The organism is Erwinia sp. MYb375 (assembly GCF_037479175.1).
GTDB lineage: Bacteria > Pseudomonadota > Gammaproteobacteria > Enterobacterales > Enterobacteriaceae > Erwinia > Erwinia rhapontici.
Window position 1 is genome coordinate 180,885 of the sequence record NZ_JBBGZS010000010.1, and the last position, 17,850, is coordinate 198,734.

13 protein-coding genes are annotated in these 17,850 nt (G+C 54.9%); 8 read left to right on the top strand and 5 right to left on the bottom strand.

The features are described from left to right. Nucleotides 1-372: 372 nt before the first annotated feature. Nucleotides 373-1,389, top strand: coding sequence for an NADPH-dependent aldehyde reductase Ahr (gene ahr, locus WH279_RS00865; protein ID WP_339454702.1), 1,017 nt, complete (start codon nt 373-375; stop codon nt 1,387-1,389). Nucleotides 1,390-1,446: 57 nt separating this feature from the next. On the opposite strand, the gene WH279_RS00870 is transcribed toward ahr, so the two are convergent. Further along, on the bottom strand, nt 1,447-2,463 hold the full coding sequence (locus WH279_RS00870; RefSeq protein WP_200642587.1) for a LacI family DNA-binding transcriptional regulator: 1,017 nt from the start codon (nt 2,461-2,463) through the stop codon (nt 1,447-1,449). Nucleotides 2,464-2,927: 464 nt separating this feature from the next. Between WH279_RS00870 and WH279_RS00875 the strand changes: the two genes are divergently transcribed. From WH279_RS00875 to WH279_RS00895, 5 genes are all read left to right on the top strand, one after another. Continuing rightward, nucleotides 2,928-3,644 carry a gluconate 2-dehydrogenase subunit 3 family protein gene (locus WH279_RS00875; RefSeq protein ID WP_167864238.1) on the top strand — a complete coding sequence of 239 codons (717 nt, stop codon included), beginning with the start codon at nt 2,928-2,930 and terminating at the stop codon, nt 3,642-3,644. A gap of 37 nt (nt 3,645-3,681) precedes the next feature. Then, complete coding sequence (locus WH279_RS00880) at nt 3,682-5,454, top strand: GMC family oxidoreductase (protein ID WP_200642586.1); 1,773 nt, start codon at nt 3,682-3,684, stop codon at nt 5,452-5,454. Between the two features lies 1 nt (nt 5,455). Then, nucleotides 5,456-6,769 (top strand): c-type cytochrome, encoded by a 1,314-nt coding sequence (locus WH279_RS00885; protein WP_339454703.1) that lies wholly within the window; start codon nt 5,456-5,458, stop codon nt 6,767-6,769. Between the two features lie 329 nt (nt 6,770-7,098). Further along, nucleotides 7,099-9,258 carry a ferric-rhodotorulic acid/ferric-coprogen receptor FhuE gene (fhuE, locus tag WH279_RS00890; protein WP_339454704.1) on the top strand — a complete coding sequence of 720 codons (2,160 nt, stop codon included), beginning with the start codon at nt 7,099-7,101 and terminating at the stop codon, nt 9,256-9,258. A gap of 135 nt (nt 9,259-9,393) precedes the next feature. Continuing rightward, on the top strand, nt 9,394-10,476 hold the full coding sequence (locus WH279_RS00895) for a diguanylate cyclase (RefSeq protein WP_339454705.1): 1,083 nt from the start codon (nt 9,394-9,396) through the stop codon (nt 10,474-10,476). Here the strand turns inward: WH279_RS00895 and WH279_RS00900 are convergent. The 3 genes from WH279_RS00900 to WH279_RS00910 all read right to left on the bottom strand — a co-directional run bounded on the left by WH279_RS00900 (nt 10,455) and on the right by WH279_RS00910 (nt 13,481). Further along, entirely contained in the window at nt 10,455-11,747 is a 1,293-nt protein-coding gene (locus WH279_RS00900) for an NAD(P)/FAD-dependent oxidoreductase (protein ID WP_339454706.1), read from the bottom strand. The two genes, WH279_RS00895 and WH279_RS00900, sit on opposite strands and share 22 nt — an antisense overlap. A 20-nt stretch (nt 11,748-11,767) precedes the next feature. Beyond that, nucleotides 11,768-12,190 (bottom strand): RidA family protein, encoded by a 423-nt coding sequence (locus tag WH279_RS00905; protein ID WP_339454707.1) that lies wholly within the window; start codon nt 12,188-12,190, stop codon nt 11,768-11,770. Between the two features lie 151 nt (nt 12,191-12,341). Further along, nucleotides 12,342-13,481: a tyramine oxidase subunit B gene (locus WH279_RS00910; protein WP_339454708.1), complete on the bottom strand. Its 1,140-nt coding sequence runs from the start codon at nt 13,479-13,481 to the stop codon at nt 12,342-12,344. Between the two features lie 166 nt (nt 13,482-13,647). On the opposite strand from WH279_RS00910, the gene WH279_RS00915 reads away from it, so the two are divergent. Further along, nucleotides 13,648-14,481: an AraC family transcriptional regulator gene (locus WH279_RS00915; RefSeq protein ID WP_339454709.1), complete on the top strand. Its 834-nt coding sequence runs from the start codon at nt 13,648-13,650 to the stop codon at nt 14,479-14,481. Nucleotides 14,482-14,662: 181 nt separating this feature from the next. Further along, entirely contained in the window at nt 14,663-16,057 is a 1,395-nt protein-coding gene (locus WH279_RS00920) for an APC family permease (protein WP_339454891.1), read from the top strand. A gap of 96 nt (nt 16,058-16,153) precedes the next feature. Here WH279_RS00920 and betA read toward each other — a convergent pair whose 3' ends face one another. Then, entirely contained in the window at nt 16,154-17,833 is a 1,680-nt protein-coding gene (gene betA / locus WH279_RS00925) for a choline dehydrogenase (RefSeq protein ID WP_339454710.1), read from the bottom strand. Nucleotides 17,834-17,850 lie beyond the last annotated feature (17 nt).

Here is a 17,850-nt window from a genome sequence, read left to right on the forward strand (position 1 = left end):
CGCATAATATAAAAATAATAAAGTATTTTCTTTTTTCACATGAAATATTAAAATGAAACGATTAAGGCTCACTAATAAAAATAAAAATACAGTAAATTATAAATAGGCTGTAACCACTCGATTTATCTGAAAGAGAGTCTGTAAAAATTAGGATTACCCTAAGGTAATAGTGAATTACAGTGAACCATGTCACATAGATATCGCACTTTTTGCGGCAGAACAGACATGCACTTTTCGGCCTTCAATCGGAGAAAATGGCTAAATTATCCCCAATCATCGACGCAGATGGGCAGTTTGTGCGGCAAAAAGCCAACTTTCTGCCCGCAGAGCGCTACACTTCGCCCTGACCGTAAACTGAATCTGAGGTATTAAGTGAAAATTAAAAGCTACGCAGCAATGAAAGCAGGACAGGCTCTGGAGCTGTATGAGTTCGACGCAGGCGCGCTGAGTGCAGAGGAAGTGGAAGTCGAGGTGGAATACTGCGGCGTCTGTCACTCCGACCTGTCGATGATCGACAACGAATGGGGCATCTCTCAGTACCCGACTATCGGCGGTCATGAAGTGATCGGACGTGTCTCCGCGCTCGGTGATGCGGCAAAAAACAAAGGACTGTCTGTGGGCCAGCGCGTGGGCATTGGCTGGACGGCGAAAAGCTGCCAGCACTGTGATGCCTGCATCAATGGTGAGCAGGTGAACTGCGAACAGGGCACCATCCCGACAATCCTGAATAACGGCGGTTTTGCCGAGAAGCTGCGCGCAGACTGGCAGTGGGTGATCCCATTACCGGAAAGCCTGGATGCGGCGACCGCAGGTCCACTGCTGTGCGGTGGTATCACCGTGTTTAAACCGCTGCTGATGAGTAACATTACCGCCACCAGTCGCGTCGGCGTCATCGGTATTGGTGGTCTTGGCCATATCGCGATTAAGATCCTGCGGGCGATGGGCGCTGAAGTGGTGGCGTTCAGCTCCACACCGGATAAAAAGCAGTCCATCCTGGATCTGGGTGCCGACGAAGTGATCAACAGCCGTGACCCGGAAGCGCTGAAGTCGCAGGCGGGCCGTTTCGACCTGATCCTCAGCACCGTGGCCGTTGACCTTGACTGGAAACCGTACTTCGATGCCCTGGCACCGAAAGGCAAATTCCACACTGTGGGTGCCGTGATGAAGCCGTTCCAGGTGAGCGCGTTTGATTTGATCATGGGCGACAAAGCGGTGACCGGTTCGTCTACTGGCTCGCCGGGCCAGCTGCGTTCGCTGCTGAAGCTGGCGGCACGCCGTGATATTGCACCGCACGTCGAGTTCTTCCCGATGTCAAAAATCAACGATGCGCTGGACCACGTGCGCGCCGGAAAAGCCAATTTCCGCGTGGTACTGAAAGCGGATTTTTAATCCGTTAATAGCGGGACGATCGTAAAAGGTCGTCCCGCCAGCCTGTAAAGTTGGTCCTCAGGCGTTTTCCGGTGTGATCAGCCGGAAATCTACTTTTCCGTCCTCATACAGCGTCGGTTGGTATCCCTCCTCCAGATGGCGCAGCAAAATATCCGTCGCCAGCTGCGCATGCATACGTGCATTTTGATCCAGCGTCATTGCCAGTACATCATCTGCCATCAGGCCCCGGGTGATGCTATACAACTCATGTGTGATATACACACAGCGCCCCAGTAACTGATGCCGATCCAGTGCTGCGCTCACCTCGGTATTCCCTGACCCGGTGTTATACAGGCCGATCACGTCATGCGAATGGCTCAGGCACTCCTCCAGCAGACGGCTGATGACGTCGCGCTGATCCTGCCCGGCAAGCACTTCGCGCAGCCGCAGTTGGGGGAACTTCTTCTCCAGTACCGCACGAAACCCGGCAATGCGCTGGCGGTGTGCGCTGTAATCACAGCGGCCGCTGACCATCACCACTTCGCCAGCCCCCTTCACCATACGTCCCATCATCAGCCCGGCGGTGCGCCCGGCCTGCATCTGATTAATTCCGACATGACATAAGCGTTCGGCATCGGGCAGATCGGTCACGATAGTGATCACCGGCACCCCGCGCGCCTTACACACCTCCAGCGCCTCGTACAGCGCCGGAGAATGGTGAGCGACCACAATGATCCCGTCACGCTTTGTACTGCTGTCGATGATCAGACGCGCCAGTTTCTCCGGCTGAGTTTCAACGGTAAAGGTCCTCAATAATGTCATGCGCTGATAACCAAGATGATTGGCTATTTCACCAAAATCTCGCGCCAGCTGTTTAAAGAAAAACGAGCCGTTTCCACTCAGAAAAACTTCAATTTGCCAGGGTTGCTGATAAGCCACAGGCAATATTCTTTTTAATCCGATTTCCTGCGCAGCCAGTAATACTTTACGCGTTGTTTCGGGTGAAACACCGCCACGTTCATTTAACACCCTGTCAACAGTTGCCACGCCGACACCTGCTTTTTTTGCCAGCATATCAAGCGTATGCTTTTTCATTATTGCTCCAACACTCTCATTTTCTGATGTTATCAGGCAGATGATGGTCGTCACACATCCGTTTTGAAGACACCATAAAAAACCACGAGAAACGCGCAGATAGTATGGAAAATCCGCGGCCACAGGCAAGATGACAATTGTTGCCAAAAAAAACAGACGACTTTTTTTGCTCATTATCCATACAAAAAAAGTCACTCTGATGGAAAACCATCAAGCCAAAAGTACCCATCATCGGATAAAGATTTTATGATACCCGTAATGTTACTAAGTTATTAATTATTTTAAATTCATGTAACTCATAAAAATAATACATCTGGAAAACCCAACGTAAAATTGACCTTAAACGTTGTGACTTCACCACGACCCAATACGTTTTTTATTTATAAACAGACGGGGCGAAGCCATTTTTTCAAACAGACATTCATCGTCAGGCAATTAAATTATTTAAGAAGCAGGGAAATGTCATGAAACGCAGAGAGTTCCTCACGTCAGTCGCCGCCCTCGGCCTGGCTTCTACACTGCCCGTGGCTGATGCCAGGGAAGTGAACGGAGGCCAACCCTGGGAAGCCGGTCAAATCAATACACCCCCACCACCGCCACGTACTGGCGGATTGCAGTATCTCACACGCCATGAATTCGACACCGTAGCAGCCATTGCTGACCGTTTTATTCCTGCTGATGAGATGAGTCTTGGTGGAAAAGAGGCTGGCTGCGCTGTGTTTATTGACCGTCAGCTGGCCGGTGATTATGGCAATGCCGTGGCACTTTATCGTCTGGGACGTTTCGTCAAAGGCACCCCAGAGCAGGGACCACAATCGCCGCTGACGCCCGCACAGCGTTATCGCCAGGGACTGACCGCTCTGGATGCCGCCACCCGTGCGCAGTATGGCCAAACATTTCTCAGCCTCAACGATGACCAGCAGGATCAGGTGCTGCACGCGATGGAAGCCAACCGACTAAACATGGGTGCGGAAGTGGAAACCAAGGTGTTTTTTGAGCTGCTATTGCAGAACGTCCGCGAAGGTTTTCTCGCCGATCCGATCTATGGCGGCAATAAAGAGATGACCAGCTGGAAGATGCTGGGCTTCCCCGGTGCCCGTTACGACTTCCGCGATCTGCTGAGCAAAAAAGGGCAGAAGCTGAATATTATCCCCACCAGCCTGATCGACAACACCCTGTAATCCGGCTGCTTATGCCATTGTGTAATAGAGTCCCGAAATGAAAAATGTCCGTCCAAACGCTGATGTCGTCATTGTGGGTCTGGGCTGGTGCGGCTCTCTGATCGCCGAAGAGCTAACCCGCGCAGGCCTGAATGTCGTTGCCATTGAACGTGGCCCGTGGTTCGAAACCGCCACCGATTTTCCACCGTCAATTGATACCGATGAACTGCGCTGGGATACGCGGCGCAGTATGCTGCTTCCACCCGCGGTTGAAACCACCACGTTCCGCAATAACATCACTCAGAAAGCCCTGCCATCGCGCGACTGGAACCTGAATGAACTGGGCTACAACGTGGGGGGATCTGGCACCCACTGGGCCGGTATGGCCTGGCGCTTCACGCCGTGGGATCTGGAACCTTACAGTCAGACCGTAGCACGCTATGGCAAAGAGAAAATCGACAAGGGACTGATTTTACAGGACTGGGGAGTGACCTATGACGAGCTGGAGCCGTTCTACGACCGCTTTGAGAAGATCGCCGGGGTGTCCGGTAAAGCTGGCAAACTCAATGGGGAGATCGTTGAGGGCGGCAACCCGTTCGAAGGCAACCGCAGCAACGAATATCCGCTGCCACCGCTGGAAAGTATGCGTCTGACAGACCTGTTCCGTGATGCAGCGAAATCCCTCGGCCAGCATCCGTTTATGGTTCCGGCAGGCCAGACATCGCGCGCCTATGTCAACCCGCTCGGCGTGCGAATGGGCCCTTGCACCTACTGCGGCTACTGCCTCTATTACGGCTGTGGCAACTTCTCCAAATCCAGCCCCAATGCCTGTGTGATCCCGGCGCTGATGCAGCGTGAGAACTTTACGGTGCTGACCGATTCCGCTGTAGTGCGGGTCAACAAAGCCGCCGATGGCAAGACCGTCACAGGTGTCACCTATCTCGACAAAAATAAGAAAGAGTGGGAGCAACCAGCCGGGATCGTGGTGCTGTCTGCTTTCCAGATGCAGAACGTGCGCCTGCTGCTGCTGTCGAAAATCGGCCAGCCGTACGATCCAGTGACCAAAACAGGCGTGGTTGGCCGCGCTTACAGTTTCCAGACCGTGTCCGGGGCCAGCTTGTTCTTCAAAGATGAGAACCTCAACCAGTACATTGGTGCCGGGGCGCTATCGCAGCAGGTGGATGATTTCAACGGCGATAACTTCGATCACAGCGATCTCGATTTTATTGGTGGCGCCGGGATTCTGGTAGTGGCACGTGGCGCGCGCCCTATCGGCAATGCCGATGCACTGCCTCCTGGCACACCACGCTGGGGCAAGGCGTGGAAAAAGGCTTACACCCATGCGTTCCAGAACGGCACCTTTATTTTTGGCCAGGGTACCAGCTTCTCGCACGAGGACTACTACCTCGATCTGGATCCGGAATATAACGATGACAACGGCAATCCATTGCTGCGCGTCACCTTCGACTACAACGAGAACGACCGTCGCTCAGCGAAATTTATCGAAGAAAAAAGTGTGGAGATTGGCAAGGCGATGGGTGCTGAAATTGTCCTTGGTACCAACTCCGCCGCAGGCAATTACTCGCCATACAATTTTGCAAGCGATCACACCATCGGGGGAGCGGTGATGGGAACTGACCCGAAAACCAGCGTGCTGAACCGTTATCAGCAGAGCTGGGACGCGCACAACCTGTTTGTGCTTGGAGCCTCCTCCTTCCCGAATAACGCCGGATATAACCCGACCGGTACCATTGGTGCACTCAGTCTGTGGACAGCGAAAGCCATCATTGAGCAGTACCTGAAAACCCCCGGCCCGCTGGTGAAGGTGTGATATGAATAAAATCAAATTAGCGGTGGGTACCCTCGCCGTTGCAGCAGTGGTGGCGGGTGTTCTGCTGTATCAAAACGGCAATACGCGCGCCGACAATGTCGCAAATGACCAGATTCTGATGAAACACCCGCTCACCGCAGATGATGCAGCAGCCGTTGAGCGCGGTCATTACGTGGCGCTGGCGGGTGACTGTGTGGCGTGCCATACCGCACCAGAAAGCAAACAGGCCTACGCCGGAGGCTACGCGATCAGTACGCCGTTTGGTGGCATTTTTGCCAGTAATATTACTCCGGACGCTGATACCGGCATTGGTAACTGGACCGAACGTGATTTCTATCGTGCCGTGCGCCACGGCAAGGGGAAAGAGGGACAAAATCTCTATCCAGCCATGCCTTACAACGCCTATGTTAATGTCAGTGACGAGGATATGCACGACCTGTGGATGTACATGCGTTCGGTGAAACCAGTGAATAAAAAGGTGACGGAAACCAGCCTGCCGTTCCCGTATAACATCCGTCTGGCAATGATGGGATGGAATCTGTTGTTCTTTAAAAACGCACCGTTTGCGCCCGACAGTACTCAGTCAGCACAATGGAATCGTGGTGCCTATCTGGTGCAGGGGCTGGAACACTGTGCTGCATGCCATACACCAAAAAATATTATTGGCGGTGATACCGGCGAGTATTTGCAGGGAAGCAATCTTGGCGAATGGTACGCACCAGAGATCACCAGTAACCGTTACACCGGTATTGGCGGCTGGAGCGACGAGCAGGTGGTGCAGTATCTGAAACTGGGTAGCAACCATGTGGCGGTGGCATCCGGGCCAATGGCCGAAGCGGTCACCAACTCCACCCAGCATCTCAGCGACGACGACCTGAAAGCCATCGCGGTTTACATCAAGTCACAGCCGGGCTCTGATCGCCAGAAACCCGCGCCGCTCTCCGCTGACAGTGAACAGATGCGTATGGGAGCGAATGTCTATTCTGCCAACTGTACTGCCTGCCACAACAGCGACGGCAAAGGTATTCCTCATCTGGCGGCCAGCCTGGCGGATAATCCGGCACTGATGGCACCGGATGCTTCTTCGCTGATCACTACCGTATTGCAGGGAGGACGGGGCGCGGTGACACACGGTAACCCGACCAGTGGGGCGATGCCGCCGTTTGCCTGGAAACTGTCAGACAAACAGGTAGCCGCCACAATGACCTATATTCGCAACAGCTGGGGCAATGCGGCTCCCGCCGTAACGGAGCAGGACGTGGCAGAGAAACGCGCGTTGCTGAAACAGCCGGAACAATTCCCGGCGAATCCGTAAACAGCAGTCTCAACAGGGGACAATCGGAAAAAGGATTGCCCCCTGATTGAAGAGAGAAAATGCCCCATTCCCACACTGACTTCTCGTCCCCAATTTAGTTCCCTTCACGATGAATAAATATTTACATCCCATACTCAAATAATTATAGTTCTCATTTGCTTTACCATTACAGGCACTAATCTGCCTGATTGCCGTATCAGTGGACCTCGCCGCTACTTCATGGATAAGTCAGAGTACTCATACCGCCTAAGGATAACCGGTAGATATTTTCGTGCCCGGTGCAGGTATTGACTCAACATCAGCAACTTATTCCAGGAATGACCGTGCCAATGTCTCGCTCTGAATCCCGTAAGCAGCCTCACTCAGCGCCATTATCTGCATCTCGTATTTTCACCCCATCTGTTGCCGCACTGTTGGTAATGTCGGCATTGCAACCGGCCTTTGCCGCCGACAGCGCCAAAACCGATACGCTGACCGTTGAAGCGAATGTTGATGCAACTACACAGCAGGCCGTCACCGACTACAGCGTTCCGGTGACGTCTGCGGGCACTAAGATGCCGCTGACACTGCGTGATATCCCGCAGTCTGTTTCTATCGTCAGTAAGCAGCGTATGCAGGATCAGGGGTTACAAACCGTTGGCGAGGTACTGAACAATACCGTCGGCGTTTCCGCCTCCAATATTGACTCAGATCGTTCAAATTATTATTCACGCGGCTTCATGATTAATAACTACCTGACTGACGGCATCCCGACCGTTGTCGACAATCAATGGGACCTGGGTGATACCGCCGCTGATACCGCTATCTATGATCGCATCGAAGTCATTCGTGGTGCTAACAGCCTGAGCACTGGCTCCGGCAACCCGTCTGCTTCAGTGAATATGGTGCGCAAACACGCCGACAGTAACGTGCTGACCGGTAACTTCTCTGCAGAAACCGGCAGCTGGGACAAACAGCGCTATACCGGTGATATCAGCACGCCGCTGAATGAATCGGGCACCGTTCGTGGCCGCGCTATCGGCGGTTATCAGGATAACGACAAATGGATCGATCGCTATAACGCGCGCAAAAAATTCCTCACCTTGGTGATGGATGCGGACCTGACTGATTCCACCACGCTCTCCTTCGGCTGGGATTATCAGCAGAGCCATACCAATGATCCAAGCTGGGGCGGTCTGCCAACCTTCAATAGTGATGGTAGCCGCACCGATTTTGATCGTAGCTTTAACACCGCATCCGACTGGACTTACAGCGATAAAGAGTCCAATAAAGTCTTCGCCACGCTGACGCAGAAATTTGATAACGGCTGGCAGGCGCAGGTGAATGGCTCGCATGCGAAAACCACCTTTGATACGCGACTGATGTATCCCTACGGCTACCCGGATAAAATTACGGGCCAGGGTGTGGCGGGCGTGAATGGCTGGAACAAAGGTTCACGTAAAGTTGATGGCGTTGACCTGTATGCCAATGGCCCGTTTGAATTACTGGGTCGTACCCACCAGCTGATGGTCGGCGGTAGCTATAGCAAACAGGAAAGCCTGTTCTTCAATACCTTCTCTGATATGTCGGCCATCAATTTCGGTAATTACAATAACTGGGACGGCAATGTTGACGAAGGTAACTGGGAGCCATGGACCGTAGAGAACGACGACAGCATCCGCCAGAAATCGGCTTACACCGCAGCGCGCTTCTCGCTGACCGATCCGCTGTCACTGCTGGTCGGTGCACGTTATACCGAGTGGCGTGGCAATGGCACCAGCGGTAACAAAACCACCAGCAAGGTCGCGCCATATGCGGGTCTGACGTATGACATTAATGATACGTACTCGGCTTACGCCAGCTATACCTCCATCTTCCAGCCACAGACCTACCGCAACGCGGATGCGCAATACCTTGGCGCAGTGACCGGAAAAAGCTACGAAACCGGCCTGAAAGGCGACTGGAATAACAGCCGTCTGACCGCCACGCTGTCACTGTTCCGTACCGAGCAAAACAACCTGGGCATCAGTACTTATCTCCCTATCGGTACCTCAACGGAATATGCGTATGAATCCGTTGATGCCGTCAGCCGTGGCGTTGAGTTTGAAATAAACGGTGCGTTGACCGATAACTGGCAGATGACCTTCGGTGCATCGCGCTACATCGCAGAACAGCGTGACGGCACCGCAGTGATGCCGGAAGTACCGCGCACCACCGCCAAGCTGTTTACCCGCTATCGTCTGCCGATGTTGCAGGACCTCACCGTCGGTGGTGGCGTGAACTGGCAGAATAAAACCTGGGCAAATGTTGCAGACGCCCCTGCGGATTATATCGACCAGTCACCAGTTACCCTCGTGAATCTGTTCAGCCGCTACCAGGTGACGAAGCAGGTTTCCGTGCAGGCAAATATTAACAACCTGTTCGATAAAGAGTATTACGATTATATGGGAACTTACGTGGTGTATGGCGCACCGCGTAACTTCACAGTATCGGCTAACTACTCGTTTTAATGAGATAAAATACCTTTCCCACAATGCCAGCCGCGACGGCTGGCTGGCATTGTTCTCCCGCTCCGATAAAAATACCAACGCGTGACTTTTTTTCCGATTACACTGCACCATCGATCGGCACAATGTCGCTTATTCATGCACTATTACTCTCCTGATGACAGACAATTAAAACAGCGCTCTGAGCGCTTTATTCGTCGCATGTTCGCCATGCGGCAATTGGGCACCTTTTTGTGTTTTTTCCCCATTCTGTCGGTGCTGATGGAGCTGGATCGGGGCATGTGGCTGACCATTTTGCTCAGTATCAACGCTTTTATCTGGCCGGTCATTGCCTGGATACTGGCACACTCGTCCAGCGATCCCACCGCCACCGAACGGCGAAACCTCACCATTGATGCCGCCTTTGGGGGTGTCTGGGTAGCACTGATGGGCATCAGCCCGCTGCCGTCACTGATTATCATGGCGGTGCTGGCGTCTGATCGCTATGCCGCAGGTGGCTGGGCGCAGTTAAGACCTGCGCTTGCCGCGTTTCTGCTGGCCTTTATTCCCACGTGGAGCGTGGCCGGTATGCCATTCCAGCTGACCTTCAGCACCCGCACGGTGTGGCTGTCGCTGCCGCTGGCCACCTGCTATATGATGGTGCTGAGCGCCGTGTCCTATCAGTTAACCCTGAGCCTGCGCCGTAAAAACCGCGAGCTGGAACGCATTTCACTGATGGACCCCAGCCTTAAAATCCCTAACCGCCGCCTGTTTGACCGCCGCCTGGAAAGCGAATATCTGCGTACCCAGCGCGGTGACAGCCATGCCTGGCTTCTGTTGCTGGATGTGGATAATTTCAAACAGGTGAATGATCGTTTCGGCCATGAAGCCGGGGATTATCTGCTGGCAGAAATCTCCATGCTGCTGCGCACGGAAGTGGGCATCCGGGATATTCCTGCCCGTTTTGGGGGGGATGAACTGGGGGTGATTGTGCGCGATGCCGACAGTAACAGCATTGTGATACTGGCGGCGGCGCTGAAAGAGAAAATTGCTCAAATACAGCTCCCGGCGTCACCGAACTTCCAGTGTTCGGTGAGCATCGGCATTGCCCCGGCAGCCAAAGCAGACTCCATTCATCAGTGGCTGCGTCATGCTGACCAGGCGCTGTACAACGTCAAACGCACTGGCCGCGATGGCATCCAGCTCTGGCAGCCGGAGTCTCAGAACCTCTCAAACCGATAAGGGTGCGGATCGATAATCGGCGCTGCAGCCGATACCAGATCGGCAGCCAACTGCCCCGCCGCCGGTGACGTCCCGAACCCATGCCCTGAAAACCCTGTTGCCAGCGTCAGACCCGGAATTTTCGCCACCCGACCAATCACCGGGTTCGAATCCGGGGTGACATCAATTGCCCCGGCCCAGGCATCCGCAATCACTGCCTTTTCAAACGCGGGCCAGGCGGCTCTCAGGTTGGTCATCGCTTCCTGATTCAGCACCGGGTTCACCTGCGGGTCCAGCGTGCGAACCTGTTCAAACGGCGAACGGCCATGGGCTTTCCAGCGACGCGGCAACGCCAGATCCCTGACAAAATTTGTCCCGACGGAGATACGCAGGAAGCTGCGCTGCGTGCGCAGCTGTTGCAGATAGCGCGAACCGATTAACAGATGGTCCAGCGTCAGCGAGGCATCCAGCGCACCGCGTTGAGTAATAATAAAGCCGCCGTCATGATGCTTACGAAACGAGAAATCCGGTGCACCCACGGCAATGTCTGTCGGCCCTTCCATCGGCGCGGTGCGCAACACTGAGCAGATCAGCGGCAGCGTTGGCAGCGAAACACCGAGGTTACCGAGAAAACGCCGTGACCACAGCCCGCCCGCCAGCAGCACCTGCTCACAGCGGATCTCCCCTTTTTCCGTCACCACGCCACTGACGTTACCCCCCGCCAGCGACAGGGTGCGTACCGCGCAGTTCTCAACGATCGTCACCCCTTTGGCAATGGCCGCACGAGCGATGGCGCTGGAGGCCAGCGTTGGTTCGGCCCGGCCATCGGACGGGGTATAAATCCCTCCCGCCCAGTTGCCCCGGCCGCCCGGCACCCGCGCCGCAATCTGCTGCGCCGTCAGTAACTGTGAATCCAGGCCAAGATGCTCAACCGATTTCAGCCAGCCCTCATGCATCGCCATCTGCGCATCAGTACGGCCGACAAACATAATGCCCGCCTGGCGGTAACCCACATCCTGCCCGGTGCGCTCCGGCATCGCGGCCCACAGGCGATCGGCAGCCAGTGCCAGGGGAATATCATCGGCCATGCGGCTGGTTTTACGCACCCAGCCGAGGTTACGTGAAGATTGCTCCCCCGCCAGGCGGCCTTTTTCCAACAGTACAACGGTAATATTACGTTCTGCCAGCGCCAGCGCGGCGGTTAACCCGACGATACCGCCGCCAATCACCACGACGGTGGTGGCAAGGGGCAATGTCGTGGCGGTCTGAACCGGGGTGATCACAGGGGCCATACATACCTTCTTAGCGGGCGTTACAGCGCCACGGTGAGTTCGACAACATTTGTCGCAGAGGCACCACGATACGCGGTCACTTCCAGCTCCACTTTATACACGGTGGAGCCAAGCGGCGGGCAGGTTACCGTCGAAGCCGGGTTTATCCCGCGAAACTTGTCGCCAATAATCGCCATCACCGTCGGCACGTCCTGCGGGTCCTGAATAAAAACGCGCGACATCACCACATCGGCCAGCGAGGCATCTATGGCTGCCAGTGCCTGTTCGATATTGGCGAACACCTGATGCGTTTGTTCGCTGATATCCTCAGGAATTTCTTTGCTTTGCGGGTTGCGCCCGGCGGTGTTCGACACGAAAATCCAGTTATCCACCGCCACAATGCGCGAATAGCTGGCCTTCTCTTCAAAGATGGATCCGGTTTTTACTTTGGTTATCTGAGTCATTTTTCTTCCTTTTGATATATGCAGACCATCCTCTAAATCATTGGCGTTGCGACAAGGCGGCAAGGACATGAATCCCCGGGAGCTTACTCAGGTAAGTGACCGGGGTGAATGTGCGCAGCCAACGCCGTTGCAGCGTCAAGGATGACGAGGATTAATGTAATTCTGGGGTTTCCCACAGATTCAGCTTCACGCCAATACCTTTCTCCAGCGCATTGCGGTAAACCACCGTGCCCCACGCCACGTCCTCTACCGGCATCCCGCCCACCGACATAATGATGATCTCATCGTCGTTCTGACGGCCGGGTGCATCTCCGGCGACAATCTTGCCGATGTCTTCTAGCTGCGCGTGGGTCAGCTTGCCTTCCGCCACCATGTCCATAAAGCGCACGCCAATCACCGGGATGGTGTGATGCGCGGGTTTGGGCACTTCTTCATACCAGGCGTGATAGAGCCCCGTGTTATCCAGCACTTTGCGGACATCGGCCTGCTCCATGCCTTCATCGATATTGCACAACGCAGGCATCGCCAGAAATGCACCGGGTTTTACCCATTCACGCTTCACCAGCGGGTAGGTAGACGGGTCGCCCACTTCGCCGGAGCTGCAATAGGTAACGATATCCGAACCACGCACCACCGCTTCCAGGCTGTCGACCACCTCAATGGTGGTGATCTGCGGGAACGTTACGGTGATCCAGGAGATAAAGGTGTCCAGACTGTTCTGCCCGCGTCCTTTGATTTTGATGGTGTCGATCAGCGGGCAGACGGCGATAAATGCCGCAACGGCGGTTTTGCCCATCACGCCCGGCCCCAGCAGACCAATCACTTTTGCATCTTTGCGCGCTAAATGGCGGGCGCCCACGCCAGGGACAGCTCCGGTGCGGTAGGCCGAGAGCAGGTTGGCGGACATGTGTGCCAGCGGGGCGCCGGTGTCGGCATCGTTCAGCGTGAACATCAGGATGGAGCGCGGCAGCCCTTTCTGGCGGTTGGCAATATTCGAGCCGTACCATTTGACGCCAGCGGTACAAAAACTGCCGCCCAGATAGGCGGGCATCGCCATTAAACGGCGATCGGCGGTGGGTTTCGGCATCCTCGGAAACGGTGAGTCCTCCGGGAAGGTGACCATCGCACCGTGCGAGTCGTTGTTCGATCCTGCCATGCGATAGTCGCCCTGATACAGCAGGCCAAACATCTCTTCCATCGTATCCACGCAGGCGGGCATATCGGTGACCCCGGCGCGGATCATGTCCGGTTCTGAAAGGTAGATGAAATCGATTTTAGTTGAATCAGACATGCCGGTTACCCCGTTAAATGAGTGAATGACGTTGCGCTACCCCGTGAAAATAGCGAGGGATCTTCCGGCCTGTATTGAACTTTTGCGACATGCCGACGAATCAGCAAACGGGAAGTGGCACCCGAATTGCAGTGAGGGTTTGTCATCCCTGTTGCAGGACTCGCTTATGTCACACATCCTGGCTTCATCTTCGGCGGTCGATATTCAACCGCAGCAACCCTGGTTTGTCCTCAGTGCTGCCAGACACTACTCTCTGATGGTCAGCCACCACCCGGCGATTTCCCATTTCTATAGCTTTGAAGTTGCCGAGTCGGCCAGCCTGACGCTGGCGGTGCCGGACGGCTGCGTGGATATAGTGTTTGACTGTGATGCTGCGCATCCTGTGGCCAGGGTATGTGGTACCACGCTTGCGGCACGCAGTGCTGCGCTGAACCGTAACCACCGTTATTTTGGCGTGCGGTTTGCGCCGGGAGTGACCCCGGATTTTCTCGATGTGATGGCAGAGGAGCTGACAGATCGCGAGTTTAACTTCTTCGATGTGGTGCCGGATGCACGCCAGGCCTGTGAACAAATCCTGCGTACCCCACTGTTTTCAGAACAGATCGCCCTGTTTAATACCCACTTCACTCCGCGTCTGGTACGCAAAACGTCATGGGTCACCGCAACGATCATCCACACCATCCTGCAACAGAAAGGCAATATCCGCGTGGAGCATCTGGAGACATTAACCGGCTATACCTGCCGTACCATTCAGCGCCAGTTTCGTCAGGATACCGGCATGTCACCCAAGGCCTTTGGCCGTATTATGCGCTGCCAGGCGGCACTGCACTCCCTTCATCAGCAAGGGCCGGTGTCGTTTTCTGACCTGGCGCTCGACCTCGGTTTCAGCGACCAGTCGCACTTCCTGCGCGAGTTTAAAAAGCTGATCAGTACTACCCCACTCGACTATCAGCGTCAGACCCTGCTCGGTGCCTGGGATGACCGTATTCGTTATCACTAAGGGCGAAACGTTAGCGCCAGGTTAGCGCGAAGTAGCACTAAAACGGTGCGACTGTTGCACCCTGGTGCTGTCCGATTTTTTCTATCCGCACCCGCCGTCACTGATAAATGATGCCAGTCAGTACCTGGCCTCGGAAGAACACTTCCTGAGTACGATTTCACTGTCATCTAAGGCGCTGGCGATGAGCAACTCTACCGGTTTAAGAAAAAATACCCTGGGCTTATTTTCCCTGGTCTTCTTTGTTGTGGCGGCAGCCTCTCCCCTGACTGGCGTGGTCGGCGGGCTTCCGGTGGCCATGTTCACCGGGAACGGCGGCGGTATTCCTGTGATCTATATTATGGCCTGCGCCATTTTGATGATCTTCTCGGTCGGCTATATCGCCATGAGCCGCCATGTCAGCGACGCGGGCGCGTTCTATACCTATATTTCGAAAGGGCTGGGGGAAAACTGGGGGGTGTCGGCCTCAGTGCTGGCACTTATCGCTTACTTCTCGGTGCAGACGGCGGTGGTGGCGATGCTCGGCTTCTTTAGTCAGCTGTTTGTTGAGCAGCATCTGGGCGTGCATATTCCCTGGTGGGCACTGAGTATGCTGTTTGTGGTGATTGCCTGGGTGCTCGGCATCAAGCGCGTGGAGGTGGGCGGCAAGCTGCTGGGCGTGCTGATGGTGGCGGAAGTGGCTATCGTCCTGCTGACCGATGTAATGCTACTGATTAAAAAATCCGGCGATCTCAATCTGAGCTCGTTTGAACCTTCCGTGTTTATGCAGGGTAATCTCGGCATTGCCTTTATGTTCTCGATTGCCTCGTTTATCGGCTTCGAATCCACGGCCATCTACGCCGAAGAGTGCCGCGATCCGCACAAAACCGTACCGCGCGCCACGATCTGTGCTTTGCTGCTGATCACCGTCTTTTTCTGCTTTACCAGCTGGGCGCTGGTGCAGGCGTATGACATCGACCAGCTGGTGGACATTGCGCGTAAAGACCCTGGCAACTTCGTCTTTGATATCACCCGCCAGTATGTCGGTCAGTGGGCGGTGGATACCATGTCGGTGCTGCTGATCACCAGCCTGTTCGCGGCAGCGATGGCATTTCATAACAATATTTCACGCTACATTTTCAGCATCAGCCGTGACGGCCTGATCTGGAAAGAGCTGTGCGCCACCCATCCGACCAACGGTACCCCGCATAAAGCCAGCCATGTGCACAGCGTGATCCTGCTGATGATGCTGGTGGGCATGGGCAGCATCGACCTTGACCCGATGGCACAGATTTTTGCCTTCGGATCGGCGATTGCCACACTGTCGATTCTGGTGTTGCAGGTGGGCGTCTCGGCGGCGGTGATCCTGTTCTTCCGCCGTTTAGAACACCACAACAATAGTGCCTGGCAGGTGTTCTGGGCTCCGCTGCTGGCGATGACGGCGATGTCCATTACCATTATTCTGGTGATCAACAATCTGCAAATTCTCAGCGGCAGCGACTCGAAGCTGGTACAGCTGATCCCATGGTTTATCGCGGTCTGTTCAGCGGCGGGTTATGTGATGTCGGTGAAGCGCAAAGGACGTACACTCCCGGCCTGACAGGCCGGACTCGTGGAATACGACGCGAAAAGCAGAACGCTCCCGCCTTTGCAGGTCGGAAGCGTTCTGTGAACACGTTACGTTGAATACGCTTATTTAATCCCGCACACGCCGCACAGGTGCACCATTAGCCACATAGTACGGAACGTCACTACGGGCAAGTGGCGGACGCCCGCGGATCATGTCGGCTATTTTCTCAGCAATCATAATCGTTGGCGCGTTAAGGTTTCCGGTGGTGATACGCGGCATAATGGACGCATCCACGATGCGCAGGTTCTCCATGCCATGCACTTTGCCATCATTTCCAACCACGGCCATTTCATGATACCCCATCGCATTTGAACAGGAGGGGTGATAGGCCGTTTCAGCGTGCTCACGGACAAAACGGTCCAGGTCGGCATCACTTTGGCAGCTGGCACCCGGCGAAATTTCCTTGCCACGATAGGGGTCCAGCGCACGCTGCTGGATGATTTCACGCGTCAGGCGAATCGCCGCACGGAACTCATGCCAGTCCTGCTCCTGGGACATATAGTTAAACAGGATACTCGGGTGGTCATGCGGGTTCTTCGAGGTGACCTGCACCCGGCCTCGACTCGTTGAACGCATCGAACCCACGTGTGCCTGGAAGCTATGGACTTTAATCGGATTCGAGCCGTTATAGTTAACCGCGACCGGCAGGAAATGATATTGAATATTCGGCCATTCAAACTCTTCGTGGCTGCGAATAAATCCGCCCGCTTCAAAATGGTTACTGGCGCCAATTCCACGCCCCATAAACAGCCACTCTGCACCAATCAACGGCTGATTATGCAGCTTCAGCGCAGGTGCCAGCGAAACGGGCTGCTTGCACTCATACTGCAAATACATTTCCAGATGATCCTGCAGGTTCGCGCCAACACCGGGCAGATCGTGAACCACCGGAATATCCAGGCTTTTTAACAGCTCAGCCGGGCCAACGCCTGAGCGTTGCAGAATTTGCGGAGAGGCAATCGCCCCCGCACAAAGCAACACTTCACGTCGCGCACGTGCCGAATGTGGGATCTCTTTTTGTAGCCAGGCCACTCCGGTCGCCCGTTTGTTCTCAAACAAGATACGATCGGTGACGGCATGGACTTCAATCGTCAGGTTGGGACGTTGACGCGCCTGGTCCAGATAGCCCCGGGCGGTGCTCGCACGACGACCCTGTGGCGTGACGGTGCGATCCATCGGGCCAAAACCTTCCTGCTGGTAACCATTTAAGTCATCAGTACGCGGATAACCCGCCTGCACACCCGCTTCAACCATGGCGTGGAAAAGCACGTTGTTATCGTGTTTTGGCGTTGTCACGCTGACCGGACCACAATCGCCATGATAGTCATTGCCACCAATATCACGGCGTTCCGCTATTTTGAAGTACGGCAGGCAGTCGAGATAGCTCCAGTTTTCCAGGCCTTCCTGCTTCGCCCAGCCGTCATAATCCATGGCATTACCACGGATGTAACACATCCCGTTGATCAGCGACGATCCCCCCAGCCCTTTACCACGACCGCACTCCATGCGTCGGTTATCCATAAACGGTTCTGGATCGGTCAGATAGGCCCAGTTATAGCGCCGTCCCTGTAATGGATAGGCCAGTGCCGCAGGCATCTGCGTACGGAAATCCTGGCGGTAGTCCGGGCCTCCGGCTTCCAGTAACAGCACGCTGACATCCGCGTCTTCTGTCAGGCGCGTCGCCAGTACGTTACCCGCTGAACCCGCACCAATAATGATGTAGTCATATTCCCTGATAGTCGTCATAAAAACCTCAATGTCCT

Coding starts and splice junctions, on each gene's coding strand:
- WH279_RS00870 (WP_200642587.1), bottom strand. CDS start 2,463: ATGAAAAAGCATACGCTTGATATGCTGGCAAAAAAAGCAGGTGTCGGC.
- WH279_RS00875 (WP_167864238.1), top strand. CDS start 2,928: ATGAAACGCAGAGAGTTCCTCACGTCAGTCGCCGCCCTCGGCCTGGCT.
- WH279_RS00880 (WP_200642586.1), top strand. CDS start 3,682: ATGAAAAATGTCCGTCCAAACGCTGATGTCGTCATTGTGGGTCTGGGC.
- WH279_RS00885 (WP_339454703.1), top strand. CDS start 5,456: ATGAATAAAATCAAATTAGCGGTGGGTACCCTCGCCGTTGCAGCAGTG.
- fhuE (WP_339454704.1), top strand. CDS start 7,099: ATGTCTCGCTCTGAATCCCGTAAGCAGCCTCACTCAGCGCCATTATCT.
- WH279_RS00895 (WP_339454705.1), top strand. CDS start 9,394: ATGCACTATTACTCTCCTGATGACAGACAATTAAAACAGCGCTCTGAG.
- WH279_RS00900 (WP_339454706.1), bottom strand. CDS start 11,747: ATGGCCCCTGTGATCACCCCGGTTCAGACCGCCACGACATTGCCCCTT.
- WH279_RS00905 (WP_339454707.1), bottom strand. CDS start 12,190: ATGACTCAGATAACCAAAGTAAAAACCGGATCCATCTTTGAAGAGAAG.
- WH279_RS00910 (WP_339454708.1), bottom strand. CDS start 13,481: ATGTCTGATTCAACTAAAATCGATTTCATCTACCTTTCAGAACCGGAC.
- WH279_RS00915 (WP_339454709.1), top strand. CDS start 13,648: ATGTCACACATCCTGGCTTCATCTTCGGCGGTCGATATTCAACCGCAG.
- WH279_RS00920 (WP_339454891.1), top strand. CDS start 14,663: ATGAGCAACTCTACCGGTTTAAGAAAAAATACCCTGGGCTTATTTTCC.
- betA (WP_339454710.1), bottom strand. CDS start 17,833: ATGACGACTATCAGGGAATATGACTACATCATTATTGGTGCGGGTTCA.